The organism is Bacillus sp. NPDC094077, assembly GCF_050279465.1.
Classification (GTDB): domain Bacteria; phylum Bacillota; class Bacilli; order Bacillales; family Bacillaceae_G; genus Bacillus_A.
On record NZ_JBNNUF010000005.1, the window covers coordinates 282,127 to 299,298 of the forward strand.

Below are 17,172 nucleotides of genomic sequence, written 5' to 3' on the forward strand. Positions count from 1 at the left end.
AAGGAGAGGATAAATATGTTCGTATCATATCGTTGGTTACAAGAGTATGTAGATATTAAAGATGTAACAGCACAAGAACTAGCAGACAAAATCACGAAAAGTGGTATTGAAGTAGAAGGCGTTGAAGTATTAAATAAAGGTGTAAAAGGTGTTGTAGTTGGTCACGTATTAGAATGTGAAAAACACCCAGAAGCTGATAAATTAAGCAAATGCTTAATCGATATCGGTGAAGAAGAACCAGTACAAATTATTTGTGGTGCTGCTAACATTGCAAAAGGTTTAAAAGTACCAGTTGCAAAAGTTGGTGCTGTACTTCCTGGTAACTTTAAAATTAAAAAAGCGAAACTACGCGGTGAAGCTTCTCACGGTATGGTTTGTGCTCTTCAAGAACTTGGCATTGATGGAAAATTAGTTTCAAAAGAATACGCAGATGGTATCTTCATCTTCCCAAGCGACGCTGAAGTTGGTGCAGATGCACTTGAAATTTTAAACTTACATGATGAAGTACTTGAACTTGGTTTAACACCAAACCGTGCAGATTGCTTAAACATGTTAGGTGTTGCATATGAAGTAGCTGCTATTTATGGCCGTGAAGTGAAGCTTCCAGCTATCGACTTACAAGAAACAGCAGAAAAAACTTCTGATTACATTTCTGTAAGTGTAGAAGCGAAAGAAGAAAATCCATTATATATTGCAAAAATGGTTAAAAACGTAAAGATTGGTCCATCACCAATGTGGATGCAAACTCGCCTTATGGCAGCTGGCATTCGTCCAATTAGCAACGTAGTAGATATTACAAACTACATTTTAATGGAATACGGTCAACCGTTACATGCATTCGATTACGATAAATTAGGTTCAAAAGAAATCGTTGTTCGTCTTGCAAAAGAAGGCGAAACAATTGAAACGTTAGATGATCAAGAGCGTACATTACAAAGCCACCACCTTGTAATTACAAACGGCACAAAAGCTTTAGCTGTTGCGGGTGTAATGGGCGGAGCTGATTCTGAAGTTACAAATGATACAGTAAACGTTCTAATTGAGTCTGCATACTTTGCAGGTCAAACAGTACGTCGTACATCAAAAGACTTAGGTCTTCGCAGTGAATCAAGTGCACGTTTCGAAAAAGGAATCGACCCAACACGTACATTTGAAGCAATTCAACACGCTGCTGCTTTAATGGCAAAATACGCTGGCGGAGAAGCACTTGAAGGTGTAGTAGAAGCTGATAACTTACAAGTACAAGAACGTACAGTATCTGTTACAGCTGAAAAAGTAAACCGTGTATTAGGTACAGATATTTCTGCAAGTGAAATGGGTACAATTTTCACAAACTTAAAATTCCCATTCACAGAAGTAGAAGGAACATTCCATGTGAACGTACCAGCACGTCGTCCTGATATTACAATTTCAGAAGACTTAGTAGAAGAAGTGGGACGCCTATACGGTTATGACCACATTCCAGTTACATTACCTTCTGGAACGATGACTCGTGGTAAATTAACAGCAGCACAAACGAAACGTCGTAAAGTACGTCGATTCTTAGAAGGTGCTGGTTTATATGAAGCAATCACGTATTCATTAACAAGCGCTGACAAAGCGAAACAATATATGGTTGAGCCAAACGAAAAAGCTCCTGTAAACCTTGCACTTCCAATGAGTGAAGAGCGTAGCCAACTTCGTTTAAGCTTAGTACCACAATTGTTAGAAGCAGTTTCATACAATGTTGCTCGTAAAAACGACAGCGTCGCTTTATATGAAGTAGGTTCTGTCTTCTTGCCAACAGAAGCAGGAGAACTTCCGAAAGAAGAACAACATCTTGCAGGTGTTATGACAGGTCTTGCTCTTCACCATGCATGGCAAGGTGAGAAGAAAGTGGTAGACTTCTTCGTTGTGAAAGGTATACTAGAAGGATTATTCGACGTACTTGGCGTTGCAAACCAAATCACATATGCACCAGCAAAACGTGAAGGTATGCACCCAGGCCGTACAGCTGACATCGTATTAGATGGTGAAGTAATTGGATTCATCGGTCAATTGCACCCTGAAGCGCAAAAACAATTAGATGTGAAAGATACATTCGTATTCGAACTATCTCTTGTAAAAGTATTCGGTGCAGACGCGGAGGAAACTTATTACTCAGCAATTCCACGTTTCCCATCTATGACACGTGATATGGCTGTTGTAGTAACAAAAGAAACAAAAGCTGGTGAAATGAAGCAAGTCATTGCTGAAGCTGGCGGAGAACTTCTGAAAGACGTAACACTATTCGACTTATACGAAGGTGAAAAAATGGAAGAAGGCAAGAAATCACTTGCATTCTCTATGAACTACTTCGATGCAGAACGTACATTAACAGACGAAGAAGTAACAGAAGCACATAACCGTGTATTAACAGCGGTAGAAGAGAAATTTGGTGCGGAGTTACGTAAGTAATAAAAAATTGCCGGATTTAATTCCGGCAATTTTTTTATTGGAGCGGTTGTCGATTATTGTTGATAAGTCGATATTCTATGTCGAATCGCCGATAAATTATAAAAATCGCTGATAAATTTGAAGTTGCGGTCGATAAATTGCAAAAATCACCGATATATATCAAGGCATCTTGCATCTTTCTCTCGAATGTAGTACATTAATTTTAGTTTAACAAAATGAAAGACGATGATAAGGAAAAGTAGTATATACTATAATCCAAAGCGAGTCAGGGACGGTGAGAGCCTGATGAGGCGGTATATGTGAAGAACACCTTGGAGTTGCTAACCGAAATTGAAGCTTGTATTCAAGAGTAGACTTAGACGGGAATCCGGCCTGTTACAAACCGGGAAGTATGTATTACATACGAGTTAAAGTTGGTCTTTATGACAAATTGGGTGGTACCGCGAAGCTAAACCTTTCGTCCCTTTATGGATGAAAGGTTTTTTTGTATTTAAATATATCAGCAAAGGAGAATTTCACTATGGAAAACACATTAGTAAAAAGTCTGTATAGAGATACAGAAAAGTATGCAGATCAAACAGTACAAGTATCAGGTTGGATTCGTAACTTACGTGATTCAAAAGCATTTGGTTTCATCGAATTAAACGATGGTAGCTTCTTCAAAAGCGTTCAAATCGTTTTCGATACAGAATTAGATAACTTCAAAGAAATTGCAAAGCTTCCACTTAGCTCTTCAGTTAAAGTAGAAGGTAAAGTAATCGCAACACCTGGAGCGAAGCAACCATTTGAAATTAAAGCAGAAAAAATTGATATCGAGGGCTTATCAGATTCTGATTACCCACTTCAAAAGAAACGTCACACGTTTGAATACTTACGTACAATCGCTCACTTACGTCCAAGAACAAATGCATTCTCTGCAACGTTCCGTGTACGTTCTATTGCAGCATTTGCGATTCACCAGTTCTTCCAAGAGCGTGGATTCGTACATGTTCACACACCAATCATCACTGGTAGTGATACAGAAGGTGCTGGCGAAATGTTCCGCGTAACAACGCAAGATTTAAACAACGTACCAAAAGGTGAAGACGGAAAAGTTGATGAATCAAAAGACTTCTTCGGTAAAGAAACAAACTTAACAGTAAGTGGACAGCTGAACGCTGAAGCTTATGCATTAGCATTCCGTGATGTATACACATTCGGACCTACATTCCGTGCAGAAAACTCTAACACAACTCGCCACGCAGCTGAGTTTTGGATGGTTGAGCCTGAGATTGCATTTGCTGAATTAGGCGACGTAATGAACCTTACAGAAGATATGCTGAAATATGCAATGAAATACGTATTAGAGCATGCACCAGAAGAAATGGAATTCTTCAACAGCTTCGTTGATAAAACAGTTCTAGAGCGCATGAACAACGTAATCAACTCTGACTTCGGTCGCATCACTTATACAGAAGCAATTAAAGTGCTTCAAGAATCAGGCGCTGACTTCAAATATCCAGTAGAATGGGGTATTGACTTACAAACAGAGCATGAAAGATACTTATCAGAAGAAATCTTCAAACGCCCTGTATTCGTAACTGACTATCCGAAAGACATTAAAGCATTCTACATGCGCTTAAATGAAGACGGTAAAACAGTAGCTGCTACTGACCTTCTAGTTCCTGGCATCGGCGAATTAATCGGCGGAAGCCAACGTGAAGAAAGAATGGATGTTTTAGTAGACAGAATTAAAGAACTAGGTATGAACGAAGAGGACTACTGGTGGTACTTAGAACTTAGAAAATACGGCGGTACAAAACACGCTGGATTCGGTCTAGGTTTCGAGCGCTTCCTAATGTATATTACTGGCATGGCTAATATCCGTGACGTAATTCCATTCCCAAGAACTCCAGGTTCTTCTGAATTCTAAAATATAAAAAAGCGAGAGGGATTCCTCTCGCTTTTTATTTTGAATAGTTTATTACCTCATAGCAAAAAGTAACGCGAAGGGGTGAATATAAATGAGTAAAAAAGTGAAAACAGATCATTCTAGATCAGTCCTAGGTTCTCCAGAAGTAGAAGGACAAGGAACAACGACACATGAAACCGGTTCTCATAAAGTATCTTCATCAAATAAGAAGCAGAAACGAAGCTAATATAAAAAGGGAGAGTCTTGGTGGCTCTCCCTTTTTATAGGGGAATCACGAAAAATGAGTTGATTTAGCGATATAGTTAGGAGAGGGAAGAGGAAAATAGTACATGCAATTATATTGAATTGAGGCAATATGAAACAAAAAACAGGAGTTTGCAGGCTCCTGTTTTTGTCGATACTATTTTAATAAGCGAAACGCCTTCTCTGTATTAGCAAAATGTAGTTTCACAAACTCAGGCAATCTTTCTTTACCAAGCTTTTGAATTAATTTAGCAGCGGCGATATCAACTTGTTTACCAGCACCTTTTGGAAGTGACATACCGGCTTTTTTGCTTAGTTCGTCAAATTGTTTTACGAATGAGTAACGGGCTAGTATGGAAGCAGCGGCTACCGCTAAGTGAACGCTCTCACCTTTCGTAGCGAAATAAACATTTTCACGCTGTACCTGTTTTTGTTTCGCTAAATATTTATAGTATGTATCAGGTTGCGTAAATTGGTCGATTAAGATGCCTTCTGGTGTTGTAGGCGCAATTTTTGTCAATAAGTTTGTGATGGCTTTATTGTGTAGTAAAGCTTTCAGTTTACCTTGGTTGTTTCCTTTATCAAATAGCTCATTATACTTTTCATTGTGAAGAACGAGAGAGCTATAAGGAACAACGTGAAGGAGTTGTTTTGCAATCTCAGCAATTTGGGCATCGTTTAAGTTTTTGGAATCTTTTACACCAAGTTCTTTTAAGAGCGGAATTTGTTTTGCGTCCACATATACAGCAACTACTGTCATCGGTCCGAAGTAATCACCAGTACCAACTTCATCAGACCCTACAATAGACATTGTACCGATGGAAGTAGGCGGAGCATAACGATGTGAATCGACCGATTTTTTTACAGCTGTTTTCGGTGTTTGAGAGACAGTTTGCCAACGAGAAGCTTCTGCTTCAGCACGTCCTCCTTGGAACATTACTTTTCCAGATTTATACGCTGTAATTGTGCAAGATGGCACCTTTGCCATAAAGATACCGCCCTGCGGAATTTTCGGGCTTAACGCTTGTTTATATTGTTGTTTCATGTCTTCAATTACTGTAGAACTTGTTTGTATTACGATAGAATTTGACAAAATGGTCGCTCCTTTTTTTATATTGTTATTTTTATCATATCGGATTGTTCTTTCTGTTTCCATATTATGAAGGTTCATGGTATGATAAACTTTAGGATTCTGTACGTGATTGGAGGCCGGTGAGTTGTCACAACAAAAGGGAAAGAAAAGTCGAATTAATGTAGAAATCTATGGTCAGCAATATTCAGTTGTTGGCGATGAAAGTACAAGTCATATCCGCATGGTAGCAGCGATTGTGGATGATAAAATGCGCGAACTCAATGCCAAGAATCCTTCGCTTGATACGAGTAGACTAGCGGTATTGACGGCGGTAAACGTCATACACGATTACATAAAATTAAAAGAAGAACATGAAAAGTTGAAAGAAAGTATGACAAAAAAAGGAATGGAATAACATGATTGATATTATTATCATTTTACTGCTTGTTATGGGATTTTTCCTCGGCTTACGCAGAGGGTTTATTCTGCAACTTGTAAAGTTAACAAGCTTTATTATCGCATACCTTGTTGCATACTGGTACTGTAAAGATTTAGCGCCAGCACTTGCGAAATTTATTCCGTATCCATTTGATAAAAATGTATCTGTTCCAGAATGGATTGATGCAAATAATATTGAAACTGTATTTTATCAAGCGATTGCGTTTATCGTATTATTTATTATTACAAAAATCGCACTTTCATTGCTTGGTAATTTGTTAAATATGTTTGCAGAAATACCGGTTTTAAAGCAAGTAAATGCGTTTGCGGGGGCAATCCTCGGATTTTTAGAAGTATACATTATTTTGTTTGTCTTAATTATCGTTGGAAACATTCTTCCGATTGAACAAATACAAACACCATTACAAAAATCATCAATTAGCAAAATAATTGTAGACGATACACCGATTCTTTCTGAAAAGGTGAAGGAGCTATGGCAGACAGGTAGCAGAGTATAACTTCTCTTTTTTCGGAAAGAGGAGTTTTTTTCTATGAAAGAAAGGCGGGGGCAATGATGAAAGTAAATAAAAAACAAGTTATTAAATTACTGGAGACAATCGGGCTTTTTATGGAACTAAAGGGCGCGAATCCATTTAAAATATCTGCATTTCGTAAAGCAGCGGCAGCTCTAGAAAGTGATGATCGTAGTCTTTCTGAAATTGAAGATTTCACAAAGATTCCGGGCATCGGAAAAGGAACGGCAGCAGTTATTCAAGAATATATAGAATCGGGAACATCAGAAGTATTACAAGAGCTTGAAAAAGAAGTACCAAGTAGCTTATTGCCGTTATTAAAACTACCAGGCCTTGGTGGTAAGAAGGTGGCTAAATTATATAAAGAGCTAGGCGTTATTGATATGGAGACGTTAAAAGCTGCTTGTGAGGAAAATAAAGTACAAGCTTTAGCTGGTTTCGGTAAAAAAACAGAAGAGAAAATACTAGAAGCAATCGATCAAGTAGGCTCTCGTCCAGAGCGTTTACCAATTGCGATGGTATTGCCTATTGCCGGGGAAATAGAGGAGAAATTGTCGAATATTGCTGAAGTAATCCGTTTCTCTCGCGCTGGTAGTTTACGACGTGTTCGTGAGACAGTGAAGGATTTAGACTTCATTATTGCAACGACAGAACCAGCAGCAGTACGTGAGCATTTACTGCAATTCGATAATATGATTGAAGTAATCGCGAGCGGTGATACGAAAGTGTCTGTTCGTCTTCAGTATGAATATGATATTTCGATCGATTTCCGCTTAGTAAAACCAGAAGAATTTATTACGACTCTTCACCATTTCACAGGATCAAAAGACCATAACGTAAAAATGCGCCAAATTGCAAAAGATAAAGGCGAAAAAATTAGTGAGTACGGTGTAGAGAACTTGGAAACAGGTGAAGTGAAAACATTCGAGACTGAAGAAGAATTCTTTGCTCATTTCGGTCTTCCATTTATCCCGCCAGAAGTGCGTGAGGATGGAAAAGAAATTGAATTAATTAAAGAGTATCCAAACTTAATTCAGTTCTCTGATATACAAGGTGATTTACATATGCATACAACATGGAGTGACGGTGCTTTTTCCATTGAAGAAATGGTACAAGCGTGCCGTGCTCGTGGATATAAGTTTATGGCGATTACTGATCACTCACAATACTTGAAAGTAGCGAACGGTTTAACGAAAGAGCGCCTTCGCGAGCAGGCGAAAGAAATTGAACGCATGAATGAAAAGTATCCAGACATTACAATTTTACGTGGAATTGAAATGGACATTTTACCGGATGCAACACTTGATTTTGATGATGAAGTATTAGCAGAATTAGATTATGTTATTGGAGCGATTCACTCTAGCTTCTCACAGGACCGTGAAACGATTATGAAACGTCTGCGTACGGCCCTTGAGAATAAGCATGTCACAATGATTGCCCATCCGACAGGACGTCTTCTTGGACGCCGCGGGGGTTACGATGTAGATACAGATTTATTAATTGAGCTCGCAAAAGAAACAAATACAGTTTTAGAATTAAATGCGAATCCGAACCGTCTAGATTTAAGCGCGAAATTATTAAAGCAAGCACAAGACGCTGGTGTGAAAGTAGCGATTAATACGGATGCTCATACACTTGAAATGTTAGAAGATATGGAAACAGGTGTAGCGGCTGCACGTAAAGGGTGGATTCAAAAAGATACCGTGATTAACACGTGGGATATTGAACGTTTATTAGACTATATTAAACGTAATAAGTAACACAAGGGGGACCTGCAACATGTTAGAAAGAACGTTGCGTGTATTAGAATACAATAAAGTAAAAGAACAATTACTTGAACATACAGCCTCTTCACTTGGTCGTGATAAAGTGAAGAATTTAGTGCCGAGCACTAATTTTGAAGAAATTGTAGAAATGCAAGATACAACGGATGAGGCGGCGAAAGTCATTCGTTTAAAAGGGAGTGCACCATTAGGTGGTATTACTGATGTTCGCTCAAATGTGAAGCGTGCAAAGATCGGAAGTATGTTAAGTCCAAACGAACTACTTGATATTGCAAATACGATGTACGGTAGTCGCCAAATGAAACGTTTCATCGAAGATATGGTTGATAACGGTGTGGAACTTCCGATTTTAGAAAGACATGTCGCTCAAATTGTATCTTTATATGACTTAGAAAAGAAAATTACAAATTGCATCGGTGACGGCGGTGAAGTAGTCGATAGCGCAAGTGATAAACTGCGTGGTATTCGTAACCAAATTCGTACTGCGGAAAGCCGTATTCGTGAAAAGTTAGAGAATATGACGCGTTCTTCAAACGCACAAAAGATGTTATCAGATGCGATTGTAACGATTCGTAACGAACGTTACGTAATCCCGGTAAAACAAGAATACCGCGGTGTATATGGCGGTATTGTTCACGATCAATCTGCTTCTGGTCAAACGTTATTTATTGAACCGCAAGTCATTGTAGAATTAAATAACGCGCTTCAAGAAGCACGAGTGAAAGAAAAACAAGAAATTGAACGAATTTTATTGATGTTAACAGAAGAAGTAGCAGTAGAAGCGGATATCGTTTTATCTAACGTAGAAGTAGTTGCGAATCTTGACTTCATCTTTGCGAAAGCTTTTTATGCAAAACGAATGAAAGCAACGAAGCCAATCGTAAATAACGAACGTTATATGGATTTAAGACAAGCACGTCATCCGCTTATTGATCCGGAAATTATTGTGCCAAATAACATTATGCTCGGTAAAGACTTCACGACGATTGTTATTACAGGACCGAATACGGGTGGTAAAACCGTTACACTAAAAACAGTTGGTATTTGTGTATTAATGGCGCAATCCGGTCTTCACATTCCAGTAATGGATGAATCAGAGATTTGTGTATTTAAAAATATCTTTGCTGATATCGGTGATGAGCAATCAATTGAACAAAGTTTAAGTACGTTCTCCTCACATATGGTGAACATTGTTGATATTTTAGAAAAAGCTGATTTTGAAAGCTTAGTTTTATTCGATGAATTAGGTGCTGGAACAGACCCGCAAGAAGGGGCTGCACTAGCAATTTCAATTTTAGATGAAGTATGTAATCGCGGTGCTCGCGTTGTCGCAACGACGCATTACCCGGAATTAAAAGCATACGGATATAACCGTGAGCAGGTTATTAATGCGAGTGTTGAGTTTGATGTAAATACATTAAGCCCAACGTATAAATTATTAATCGGTGTACCAGGACGCAGTAACGCCTTTGAGATTTCGAAGCGCCTTGGATTATCTGATCGCGTTATTGATCGAGCTCGTAACCATATAAGTACAGATACGAATAAAATTGAAAATATGATTGCGAAGTTAGAAGAAAGTCAAAAGAACGCAGAACGTGACTGGAACGAAGCAGAGGCACTGCGCAAGCAATCTGAAAAACTTCATCGCGAATTACAACGTCAAATTGTTGAATTTAACGAAGAGCGTGATGAACGATTATTAAAAGCGCAAAAAGAAGGGGAAGAAAAAGTCGAAGCTGCAAAGAAAGAAGCAGAAGGCATTATTCAAGAACTTCGTCAGTTGCGTAAAGCCCAGCTTGCAAACGTGAAAGATCACGAGCTTATTGAAGCGAAGAGTCGTCTAGAAGGCGCAGCGCCAGAACTTGTGAAAAAACAAAAAGTAAACGTGAAAAACACTGCGCCGAAACAACAATTACGTGCAGGTGATGAAGTAAAAGTATTAACGTTCGGTCAAAAAGGTCAATTACTTGAAAAAGTAAGTGATACAGAGTGGAGCGTACAAATCGGTATTCTGAAGATGAAAGTAAAAGAGTCTAACATGGAATACATCAACACGCCGAAGCAAACAGAGAAAAAAGCAGTTGCAACAGTAAAAGGTAGAGACTATCACGTTTCACTAGAACTTGACCTTCGTGGTGAACGATTTGAAAATGCAATGGTGCGCGTTGAGAAATATTTAGATGATGCCCAGCTTGCAAGCTATCCCCGTGTATCAATCATTCACGGTAAAGGAACAGGAGCACTTCGCCAAGGTGTACAAGATTACTTGAAGAAGCACCGCGGTGTGAAAAGCTTCCGTTACGGTGATATGGGCGAGGGAGGCCTAGGTGTAACAGTTGTCGAATTAAAATAGCAAACAACCAAACAAAAGGGGAAACCATTATATGTTTATGGACAAACTTGCAAAAGTATTGTTAGCTTGTTGTGGAATATTTTTGGTGATTGGGGTTATTTATTTAGTTGTTTTTGCGAAGTAAAAGAGCGTCAATCTTGGCATAATGATATTGCCATAGATTGACGTTTTTAATCTACACGAAAAGGAATAAAACATGAAAATCAACCAATACATAAGCGAAGCAAAATCCTGCTCTAGACGCGAAACAGACCGTCTTATTAAAGCGGGACGCGTGGCTATTAACGGCGAAATATGTACGCACGGTGCCTTCGTTAACGAAAGTGATGTTGTAACGATTGATGGACAGGTTATTGCAAAGGAAGAGAAAGAAAAGGTGTATATCGCCTTTCATAAACCAGTCGGAATTACTTGTACAGCAGCTGAAGCGATTGAAGGAAACATCATTGATTATATCGATTATCCAGAGCGGATTTTTCCTGTTGGACGATTAGATAAAGCTTCGGAGGGACTCATTTTATTAACGAATGATGGTGCGATTGCGAATCAAATTTTACACGGAGATCATGAGCATGAGAAAGAATATGTTGTTACAGTCGATAAACCATTTACAGATTGGTTTATTGATATGATGTCCAGCGGTGTAAAGATTAAGGATGGGATGACGAAGCCATGTAAAGTGACGAGAGTCGATCAATCAACATTTCGCATCGTTTTAACGCAAGGAATGAACAGGCAAATTCGTAGAATGAGCCGTGCTTTCGGGTTCACTGTAATAAAGCTAAAGCGAGTGCGCATTATGAATATAGAACTAAATGAGCTTGAGGTAGGGAAATGGCGGAGCGTTACAGCTGAGGAATTAGAAACATTAATAGGGCAGTTATAGGGAGAAAAGTTTTCTCCCTATATTTTTTTGTCAGAAAAAATAAAACTATTGATTTTTTAAAAAATAGCCCATATAATAAAAAACAACAAGTTTCGACAAGATATTTTATAAAAGTAATGATGAGGACATGAGTTGTTTTTTACGATTCTCAGAGAGGGAAGCCTTAGGCTGTGAGCTTCCTAATACGAAAAGACATGCTTACCACCTCTAAACTCCAAGAGTGAACTGCGTGATGCATTGTAATTCTTGGCGGATAAAACCGTTATCAATTTACACGAGCTATAAAATGAGCTTATTTTGTTATAAATTCATTTTATTAGAATAAGGGTGGAACCACGATTTCAACACTCGTCCCTTTGTTAGGGACGGGTGTTTTTTGCGTTCTTTTACGGGGAAGTATGCTTGAAAGAGGATATGTGACGGATTTTAATTCAGAATATTTTGTTAATTAATCATTTAGGAGGTTAGTAGAAATGAAATCATCTTTAAAGTTTTCTGAGATGTTTGCAATAAGTTTAATGTTATTTGCACTATTTTTTGGTGCAGGCAATATGATTTTTCCACCAGCGTTAGGGCAAGGTGCTGGAACAGATGTATGGATCGCGTTGTTTGGTTTTATCGTAACAGGCGTTGGATTGCCTTTATTAGGAGTAATTGTTATCGCTCTAAAGGGAGATATTAATGAGCTAGCGGGACGTGTACACCCTGTATTCGCACTAGTTTTTATTACTGCAATTTATTTATGCTTGGGCGTATTCGTAAGTGTTCCGCGTACAGGAACAGTTGCTTATGAAATGAGTGTTGCACCGTTTTTACCAAGTGAGATAGCTGGTCAATCCTATCCGCTTGTTATCTTTACATTTATTTTCTTTGCGGTAACTTTTTATTTAGCTTTAAATCCTTCAAAATTAGTAGGCCGCATCGGTAAAGTATTAACGCCAATTTTATTAGCTGTTATTGCAATTATCGTGATTAAAGCACTTATTACACCAATTGGAGAATTTGGTGCACCGACAGAAGCATATAGTGCTCCGCTCTTTAAAGGTTTTATTGACGGATATTTAACTTTAGATGGACTTGCAGCACTTGTATTCGGGAATGTTGTCATTCATGCTTTAAAAGCAAAAGGGATTACAAATAAGAAAAGCATTGCGAAAGTAACAATCTTTGCAGGGGTTATTGCAGCACTTGGTTTGCTACTTGTGTATTTAGCGCTTGCGTATCTGGGGGCTTCTAGTGTATCACTTGGAATGGGCGCGAACGGAGGAATTATTTTAACAAACGTTGTGAATCATTTATTTGGAAGTTACGGAACTTTATTACTGGGGATCGCAATTACAGCAGCATGTTTAACAACTTCGGTAGGTATTGTTGCTGCTTGTGGGGAGTACTTTTCTTCCTTATTGCCAAAGCTTTCTTATCAAAAAGTCGTTTTCATTTTCTGTGTATTAGCATTTATGGTAGCAAATCTTGGATTAACTCAGTTAAACGCATTAGCATTACCAATTTTAATTGCAATTTATCCGATTGGCATTGTATTGATCGTTTTATCACTTGTTGAAAACTATGTTCGTCTTCCTTTAGTAATGTATGTAGGTGGTATTGTAGGAGCATTTATGATTAGCTTCTTCGATGGATTGCACAATGCAAATCTTGAGATTGCTGCATTAGCGCCTATTTTAAATAAAATTCCATTATACAGTGTAGGGATTGGTTGGTTAGTACCTGCCATGGTAGGTATTGCAGTTGGATATGTAATTTCTTTGTTTCAAAAACAAGAAGTTGCTGTAGAAAAGTAAAGAAAAGAGGCTTTCTATGATAGAAAGTCTCTTTTATATAAATTTTTTCGGTTATTGTAGATAGTAAGATGTTCACTTCAAAAGTTAGTAAATATATAGCGGTTATGCGAGAGGGTAGGCTAGTTGTACTAGAAAAGCAATAATATGGTATAGTGAAACGGGGCTGTTTTTTCAGTCTTGTTTTTTAAATGCTTCCTACGAATTAGAAAGCATTCAAATGGAAAGGAAGACATTACATGCGATCTGAAGTAACTATAAAAATAAAACCGAAGTTTATAAAGGAAATTAAAAGTGGATATCCACTTATTTTAAAAGATGCTATACAAAATTTAAATGATGTGAGTGAAGAAGGGACAATCATCAAAGTAGTAGATGAGAAGAACCAATTCATCGGAAAAGGCTATTACGGAAAACAAAATAAAGGATACGGATGGATTTTAACGAGAAAAGAGAAAGAGCAAATTAATCAACCTTTCTTTGAAAGTAAAATCAAATCTGCCTTACATAAACGAAAACATTTTTATAAATCAAATGAAACGACAGCATTCCGTGTTGTGAATGGTGAAGGCGATGGTCTTGGCGGTTTAATCATCGATTATTATGACGGCTATTACGTAGTAAGCTGGTATAGTGAAGGGATCTATACTTTCAGAGATGAGATTATAGCAGCTCTTCAAAAAGTCGCTAACTTTAAAGGTATTTATGAGAAAAAGCGTTTTGATACGAAAGGGAAATATATTGAAGGCGATGATTTCGTAGCAGGAGAGCGCGGTGAGTTCCCGCTTATCGTAAAAGAGAATGGTGTGAACTTTGCTGTCTATTTAAATGACGGAGCGATGGTTGGTGTATTTTTAGATCAGCGTAACGTTCGAAAACAAATTCGTGATAAATATGCACAGGGAAGAACTGTGTTAAATATGTTCTCTTATACAGGCGCTTTCTCTGTATTTGCAGCGCTTGGCGGAGCGAGTAAAACAACGAGTGTTGACCTTGCAAATCGTAGTTTAAGTAAAACAATTGAGCAATTTAGTGTGAACGGAATTGATTATGAAGCGCAAGATATCATTGTAGAAGATGTATTCCTTTACTTTAAATATGCTGCGAAGAAAAAGATGAAATTCGATATGGTTGTATTAGACCCTCCGAGCTTTGCACGCTCTAAAAAGTATACATTTAGCGCAGCGAAAGACTATAAAAACTTATTAAAAGAGACGATTGCGATTACAGAGAATAACGGTATTATCGTTGCTTCTACGAATTGTAGTACATTCGATATGAAAAAGTTTAAAGGGTTTATCGACACTGCATTTAAAGAAATGAACGGAAAATATAAAATATTAGAAGAACATTCTTTACCCGAAGATTTCCGTACAATTGATCAATTTAAAGAGGGAGACTATTTAAAAGTAGTTTTCATCGAAAAAATTAAAGGGTAATGAAAATAAGAAAAGGAGCTCAATTTCAAATGAGCTCCTTTTCCTATTGAACAATATTTTGAACTCTTCCAACTTGTCCGTCCTGCAATCGCACTTTAATGCCGTGCGGATGAGACGGTGAGTTCGTTAAAATATCTTTTACAATTCCTCTTGTTAGCTTGCCTGTGCGCTGATCTTGTTTTAATACAATATCAACTTCAAGACCGGGTGCGATATTAGAACGTTTTTGCCCGTTCATTTACACACCTGTACGTCTACGTTGGTTGTTTGTTTTCTTCGTTTGTTGGTTTTGTAATTTTTTCGTTTCTTGGCTTTGATTTTTTGCATTTTGACCATTTCCATTTCCTTGCTTTTTCTTTGCAAGTTGTTCGCGCATTAAATCAGCTAAGCTTACTTTTTTATTTTCTGACATGATAAGTCTCCTTTATATAAAGTTAATTATGAACTATCGTAGTAAATTTCATCATATCATTGTTAAGGAAGGAAGGGAAGTTGGTTTGAAAATTCATATAATTGTTTCCAGCATTCATTCGTTGCGATACAATTGATATGTTAATGTTTGTAAAAAAGGGGATAGACATATGTCACATCATATTTTATTAGTTGAAGATGATATTTCAATTCAAGAGATGGTTGAAACATATTTAGTAAAAGAAGGTTTTCAAGTTACAATCGCATCTGATGGAGAAGAAGGAGTTACCGCATTTTTAAAAGGTTCATTTAATTTGATCATTCTCGATATTATGATGCCGAAGTTAGATGGCTTAGAGGTTGTGCGAATCATTCGAGAGAAAAGTGCCGTTCCGATTTTAATGATGTCAGCGAAGGATACAGATGTTGATAAGGCAGTTGGTTTAGGTCTTGGAGCGGATGATTACATTTGTAAACCGTTTTCTATGATTGAACTAGCAGCGCGTGTAAAAGCTGCTATTCGAAGATCTACAAAGTATTCAGCTGTGGAATCAAAAGATGAGACCATTCAGATTGGTGATTTAATAATTGACCCAATTAATTTTACTGTGGAGAAAAAGGGAAGACATCTTAAACTTACTTTAAAAGAATTTGAGATTTTAAAACTGTTTGTAAAGAACCAAAATCGTGTATTTACGAAAGCGCAAATCTATTCACTAATTTGGAATGAAGAATATTATGGTGATGACAACGTTATTAATGTCCATATGAGAAGATTGCGCGAGAAAATTGAAACTGATCCATCTAACCCAGCGTATATAAAAACATTGTGGGGCATCGGTTATAAGCTGGAAGGGATGTAGTATGGTTACTTTTTTAACGGCCGTTATTTTTATATTGTTAATAATAATTTATGTACAATATAAAATTCGAAAAAATAATAATAGAAATTTACGTTATACATATGAAAAATTAGAGGATATTGTAAAAGAGAAAACTGGTGAGAAGTTATTAGTTATGACAGATGATAAAGAACTGCAAAAACTATTAGTTACTATTAATCATTTGTTAGATGCGAAACAGAAAACGAATGCAGATCATGCGAAAGTAGAAATTTCGATGAGAAAAATGCTTTCGAACATCTCACATGATTTAAAAACGCCGCTTACCGTCATTCTTGGATATACAGAAATGTTAAATGTAGATAAAACAATAAGTGGAGAAGAACGGCAATTATTATTACAAAAGGTACATGTGAAAACATTAGAAGTAATGGAACTGATTCATAAGTTTTTCGATTTAGCGAAACTGGAATCTGGTGATAAAGCAATTGAAATAACGAAGATAAACATGAATGAAATATGCAGGGAGAAGATTTTATCGTTTTATGATTTAGTAACTTCGAAGGGATTCGAGGTTCATATTGATATACCAGAGAGAAATATATATGCATTTGGAAATGCAGAAGTGATTGGAAGGGTGTTAAACAATTTAATATCAAATGCGATTGCCTATGGATATGATGGGAAGACGCTCGGTATGGTATTAAGAGATGATGAAACGAGTGTGTATATAGACGTATGGGATAAAGGGAAAGGAATTGATGAATCTCATATTGATAAAGTATTTGAGCGTATGTACACACTTGAAGATTCAAGAAATAGATTGTACCAAGGAAGCGGTCTAGGATTAACGATCACGAAACGGCTTGTGGAAGCGATGGATGGAAAAATTCATCTTTCTAGTAAGCCGTATGAAAAAACAATTTTTACAGTTATATTAACAAAGATGCAATTTTAGCTTGTAGAGCAGTAGATTCTACAGGCTTTTTTGAACGTAAGGAATTTGTAAGGAACGGGTAAGAAA

At 37.3% G+C, this 17,172-nt stretch carries 15 protein-coding genes and 2 other annotated features; of the genes, 12 read left to right on the plus strand and 3 right to left on the minus strand.

Going from position 1 to position 17,172, the window contains the following annotated elements; genetic code table 11:
* The first annotated feature begins 15 nt into the window (after positions 1 to 15).
* The 3 genes from pheT to ACQKNR_RS15645 all read left to right on the plus strand — a co-directional run bounded on the left by pheT (position 16) and on the right by ACQKNR_RS15645 (position 4,574).
* Positions 16 to 2,436, plus strand: coding sequence for a phenylalanine--tRNA ligase subunit beta (gene pheT, locus ACQKNR_RS15635; RefSeq protein WP_427318673.1), 2,421 nt, complete (start codon positions 16 to 18; stop codon positions 2,434 to 2,436).
* A gap of 216 nt (positions 2,437 to 2,652) precedes the next feature.
* Positions 2,653 to 2,904, plus strand: a binding site (T-box leader).
* A gap of 52 nt (positions 2,905 to 2,956) precedes the next feature.
* Positions 2,957 to 4,348, plus strand: a complete 1,392-nt coding sequence (gene asnS, locus ACQKNR_RS15640; protein ID WP_427318674.1) for an asparagine--tRNA ligase — start codon at positions 2,957 to 2,959, stop codon at positions 4,346 to 4,348.
* A 91-nt stretch (positions 4,349 to 4,439) separates the two neighbouring features.
* Complete coding sequence (locus ACQKNR_RS15645) at positions 4,440 to 4,574, plus strand: YuzL family protein (RefSeq protein ID WP_088293470.1); 135 nt, start codon at positions 4,440 to 4,442, stop codon at positions 4,572 to 4,574.
* A gap of 174 nt (positions 4,575 to 4,748) precedes the next feature.
* On the opposite strand, the gene rnhC is transcribed toward ACQKNR_RS15645, so the two are convergent.
* A complete protein-coding gene (gene rnhC / locus ACQKNR_RS15650; protein WP_427318675.1) occupies positions 4,749 to 5,684 on the minus strand; it encodes a ribonuclease HIII in 936 nt (311 codons plus the stop codon).
* A gap of 124 nt (positions 5,685 to 5,808) precedes the next feature.
* Here rnhC and zapA point away from each other — a divergent pair, with 124 nt between their 5' ends.
* From zapA to ACQKNR_RS15685, 7 genes are all read left to right on the plus strand, one after another.
* Positions 5,809 to 6,078, plus strand: coding sequence for a cell division protein ZapA (gene zapA, locus ACQKNR_RS15655; RefSeq protein WP_000082701.1), 270 nt, complete (start codon positions 5,809 to 5,811; stop codon positions 6,076 to 6,078).
* 1 nt (position 6,079) lies between these two features.
* On the plus strand, positions 6,080 to 6,619 hold the full coding sequence (locus ACQKNR_RS15660; protein ID WP_000565405.1) for a CvpA family protein: 540 nt from the start codon (positions 6,080 to 6,082) through the stop codon (positions 6,617 to 6,619).
* A gap of 56 nt (positions 6,620 to 6,675) precedes the next feature.
* Entirely contained in the window at positions 6,676 to 8,394 is a 1,719-nt protein-coding gene (gene polX, locus ACQKNR_RS15665) for a DNA polymerase/3'-5' exonuclease PolX (protein WP_427318676.1), read from the plus strand.
* Positions 8,395 to 8,413: 19 nt separating this feature from the next.
* Positions 8,414 to 10,774: an endonuclease MutS2 gene (locus ACQKNR_RS15670; protein WP_427318677.1), complete on the plus strand. Its 2,361-nt coding sequence runs from the start codon at positions 8,414 to 8,416 to the stop codon at positions 10,772 to 10,774.
* 196 nt (positions 10,775 to 10,970) lie between these two features.
* On the plus strand, positions 10,971 to 11,660 hold the full coding sequence (locus ACQKNR_RS15675; protein WP_427318678.1) for a 23S rRNA pseudouridine(2604) synthase RluF: 690 nt from the start codon (positions 10,971 to 10,973) through the stop codon (positions 11,658 to 11,660).
* Positions 11,661 to 11,767: 107 nt separating this feature from the next.
* Positions 11,768 to 12,019 (plus strand) — a binding site (T-box leader).
* Between the two features lie 114 nt (positions 12,020 to 12,133).
* Entirely contained in the window at positions 12,134 to 13,459 is a 1,326-nt protein-coding gene (gene brnQ6, locus ACQKNR_RS15680; protein ID WP_427318679.1) for a branched-chain amino acid transport system II carrier protein BrnQ6, read from the plus strand.
* 236 nt (positions 13,460 to 13,695) lie between these two features.
* Positions 13,696 to 14,895 carry a class I SAM-dependent rRNA methyltransferase gene (locus ACQKNR_RS15685; protein ID WP_427318680.1) on the plus strand — a complete coding sequence of 400 codons (1,200 nt, stop codon included), beginning with the start codon at positions 13,696 to 13,698 and terminating at the stop codon, positions 14,893 to 14,895.
* Positions 14,896 to 14,938: 43 nt separating this feature from the next.
* On the opposite strand, the gene ACQKNR_RS15690 is transcribed toward ACQKNR_RS15685, so the two are convergent.
* Positions 14,939 to 15,133 carry a YwbE family protein gene (locus ACQKNR_RS15690; protein ID WP_001014310.1) on the minus strand — a complete coding sequence of 65 codons (195 nt, stop codon included), beginning with the start codon at positions 15,131 to 15,133 and terminating at the stop codon, positions 14,939 to 14,941.
* Positions 15,134 to 15,307: a hypothetical protein gene (locus ACQKNR_RS15695; RefSeq protein ID WP_001293578.1), complete on the minus strand. Its 174-nt coding sequence runs from the start codon at positions 15,305 to 15,307 to the stop codon at positions 15,134 to 15,136. It abuts the gene before it with no gap.
* A 169-nt stretch (positions 15,308 to 15,476) separates the two neighbouring features.
* Between ACQKNR_RS15695 and ACQKNR_RS15700 the strand changes: the two genes are divergently transcribed.
* A complete protein-coding gene (locus ACQKNR_RS15700) occupies positions 15,477 to 16,169 on the plus strand; it encodes a response regulator transcription factor (protein WP_427318681.1) in 693 nt (230 codons plus the stop codon).
* A gap of 1 nt (position 16,170) precedes the next feature.
* Entirely contained in the window at positions 16,171 to 17,106 is a 936-nt protein-coding gene (locus ACQKNR_RS15705) for a HAMP domain-containing histidine kinase (RefSeq protein ID WP_427318682.1), read from the plus strand.
* The last annotated feature ends 66 nt before the right edge of the window (positions 17,107 to 17,172 follow it).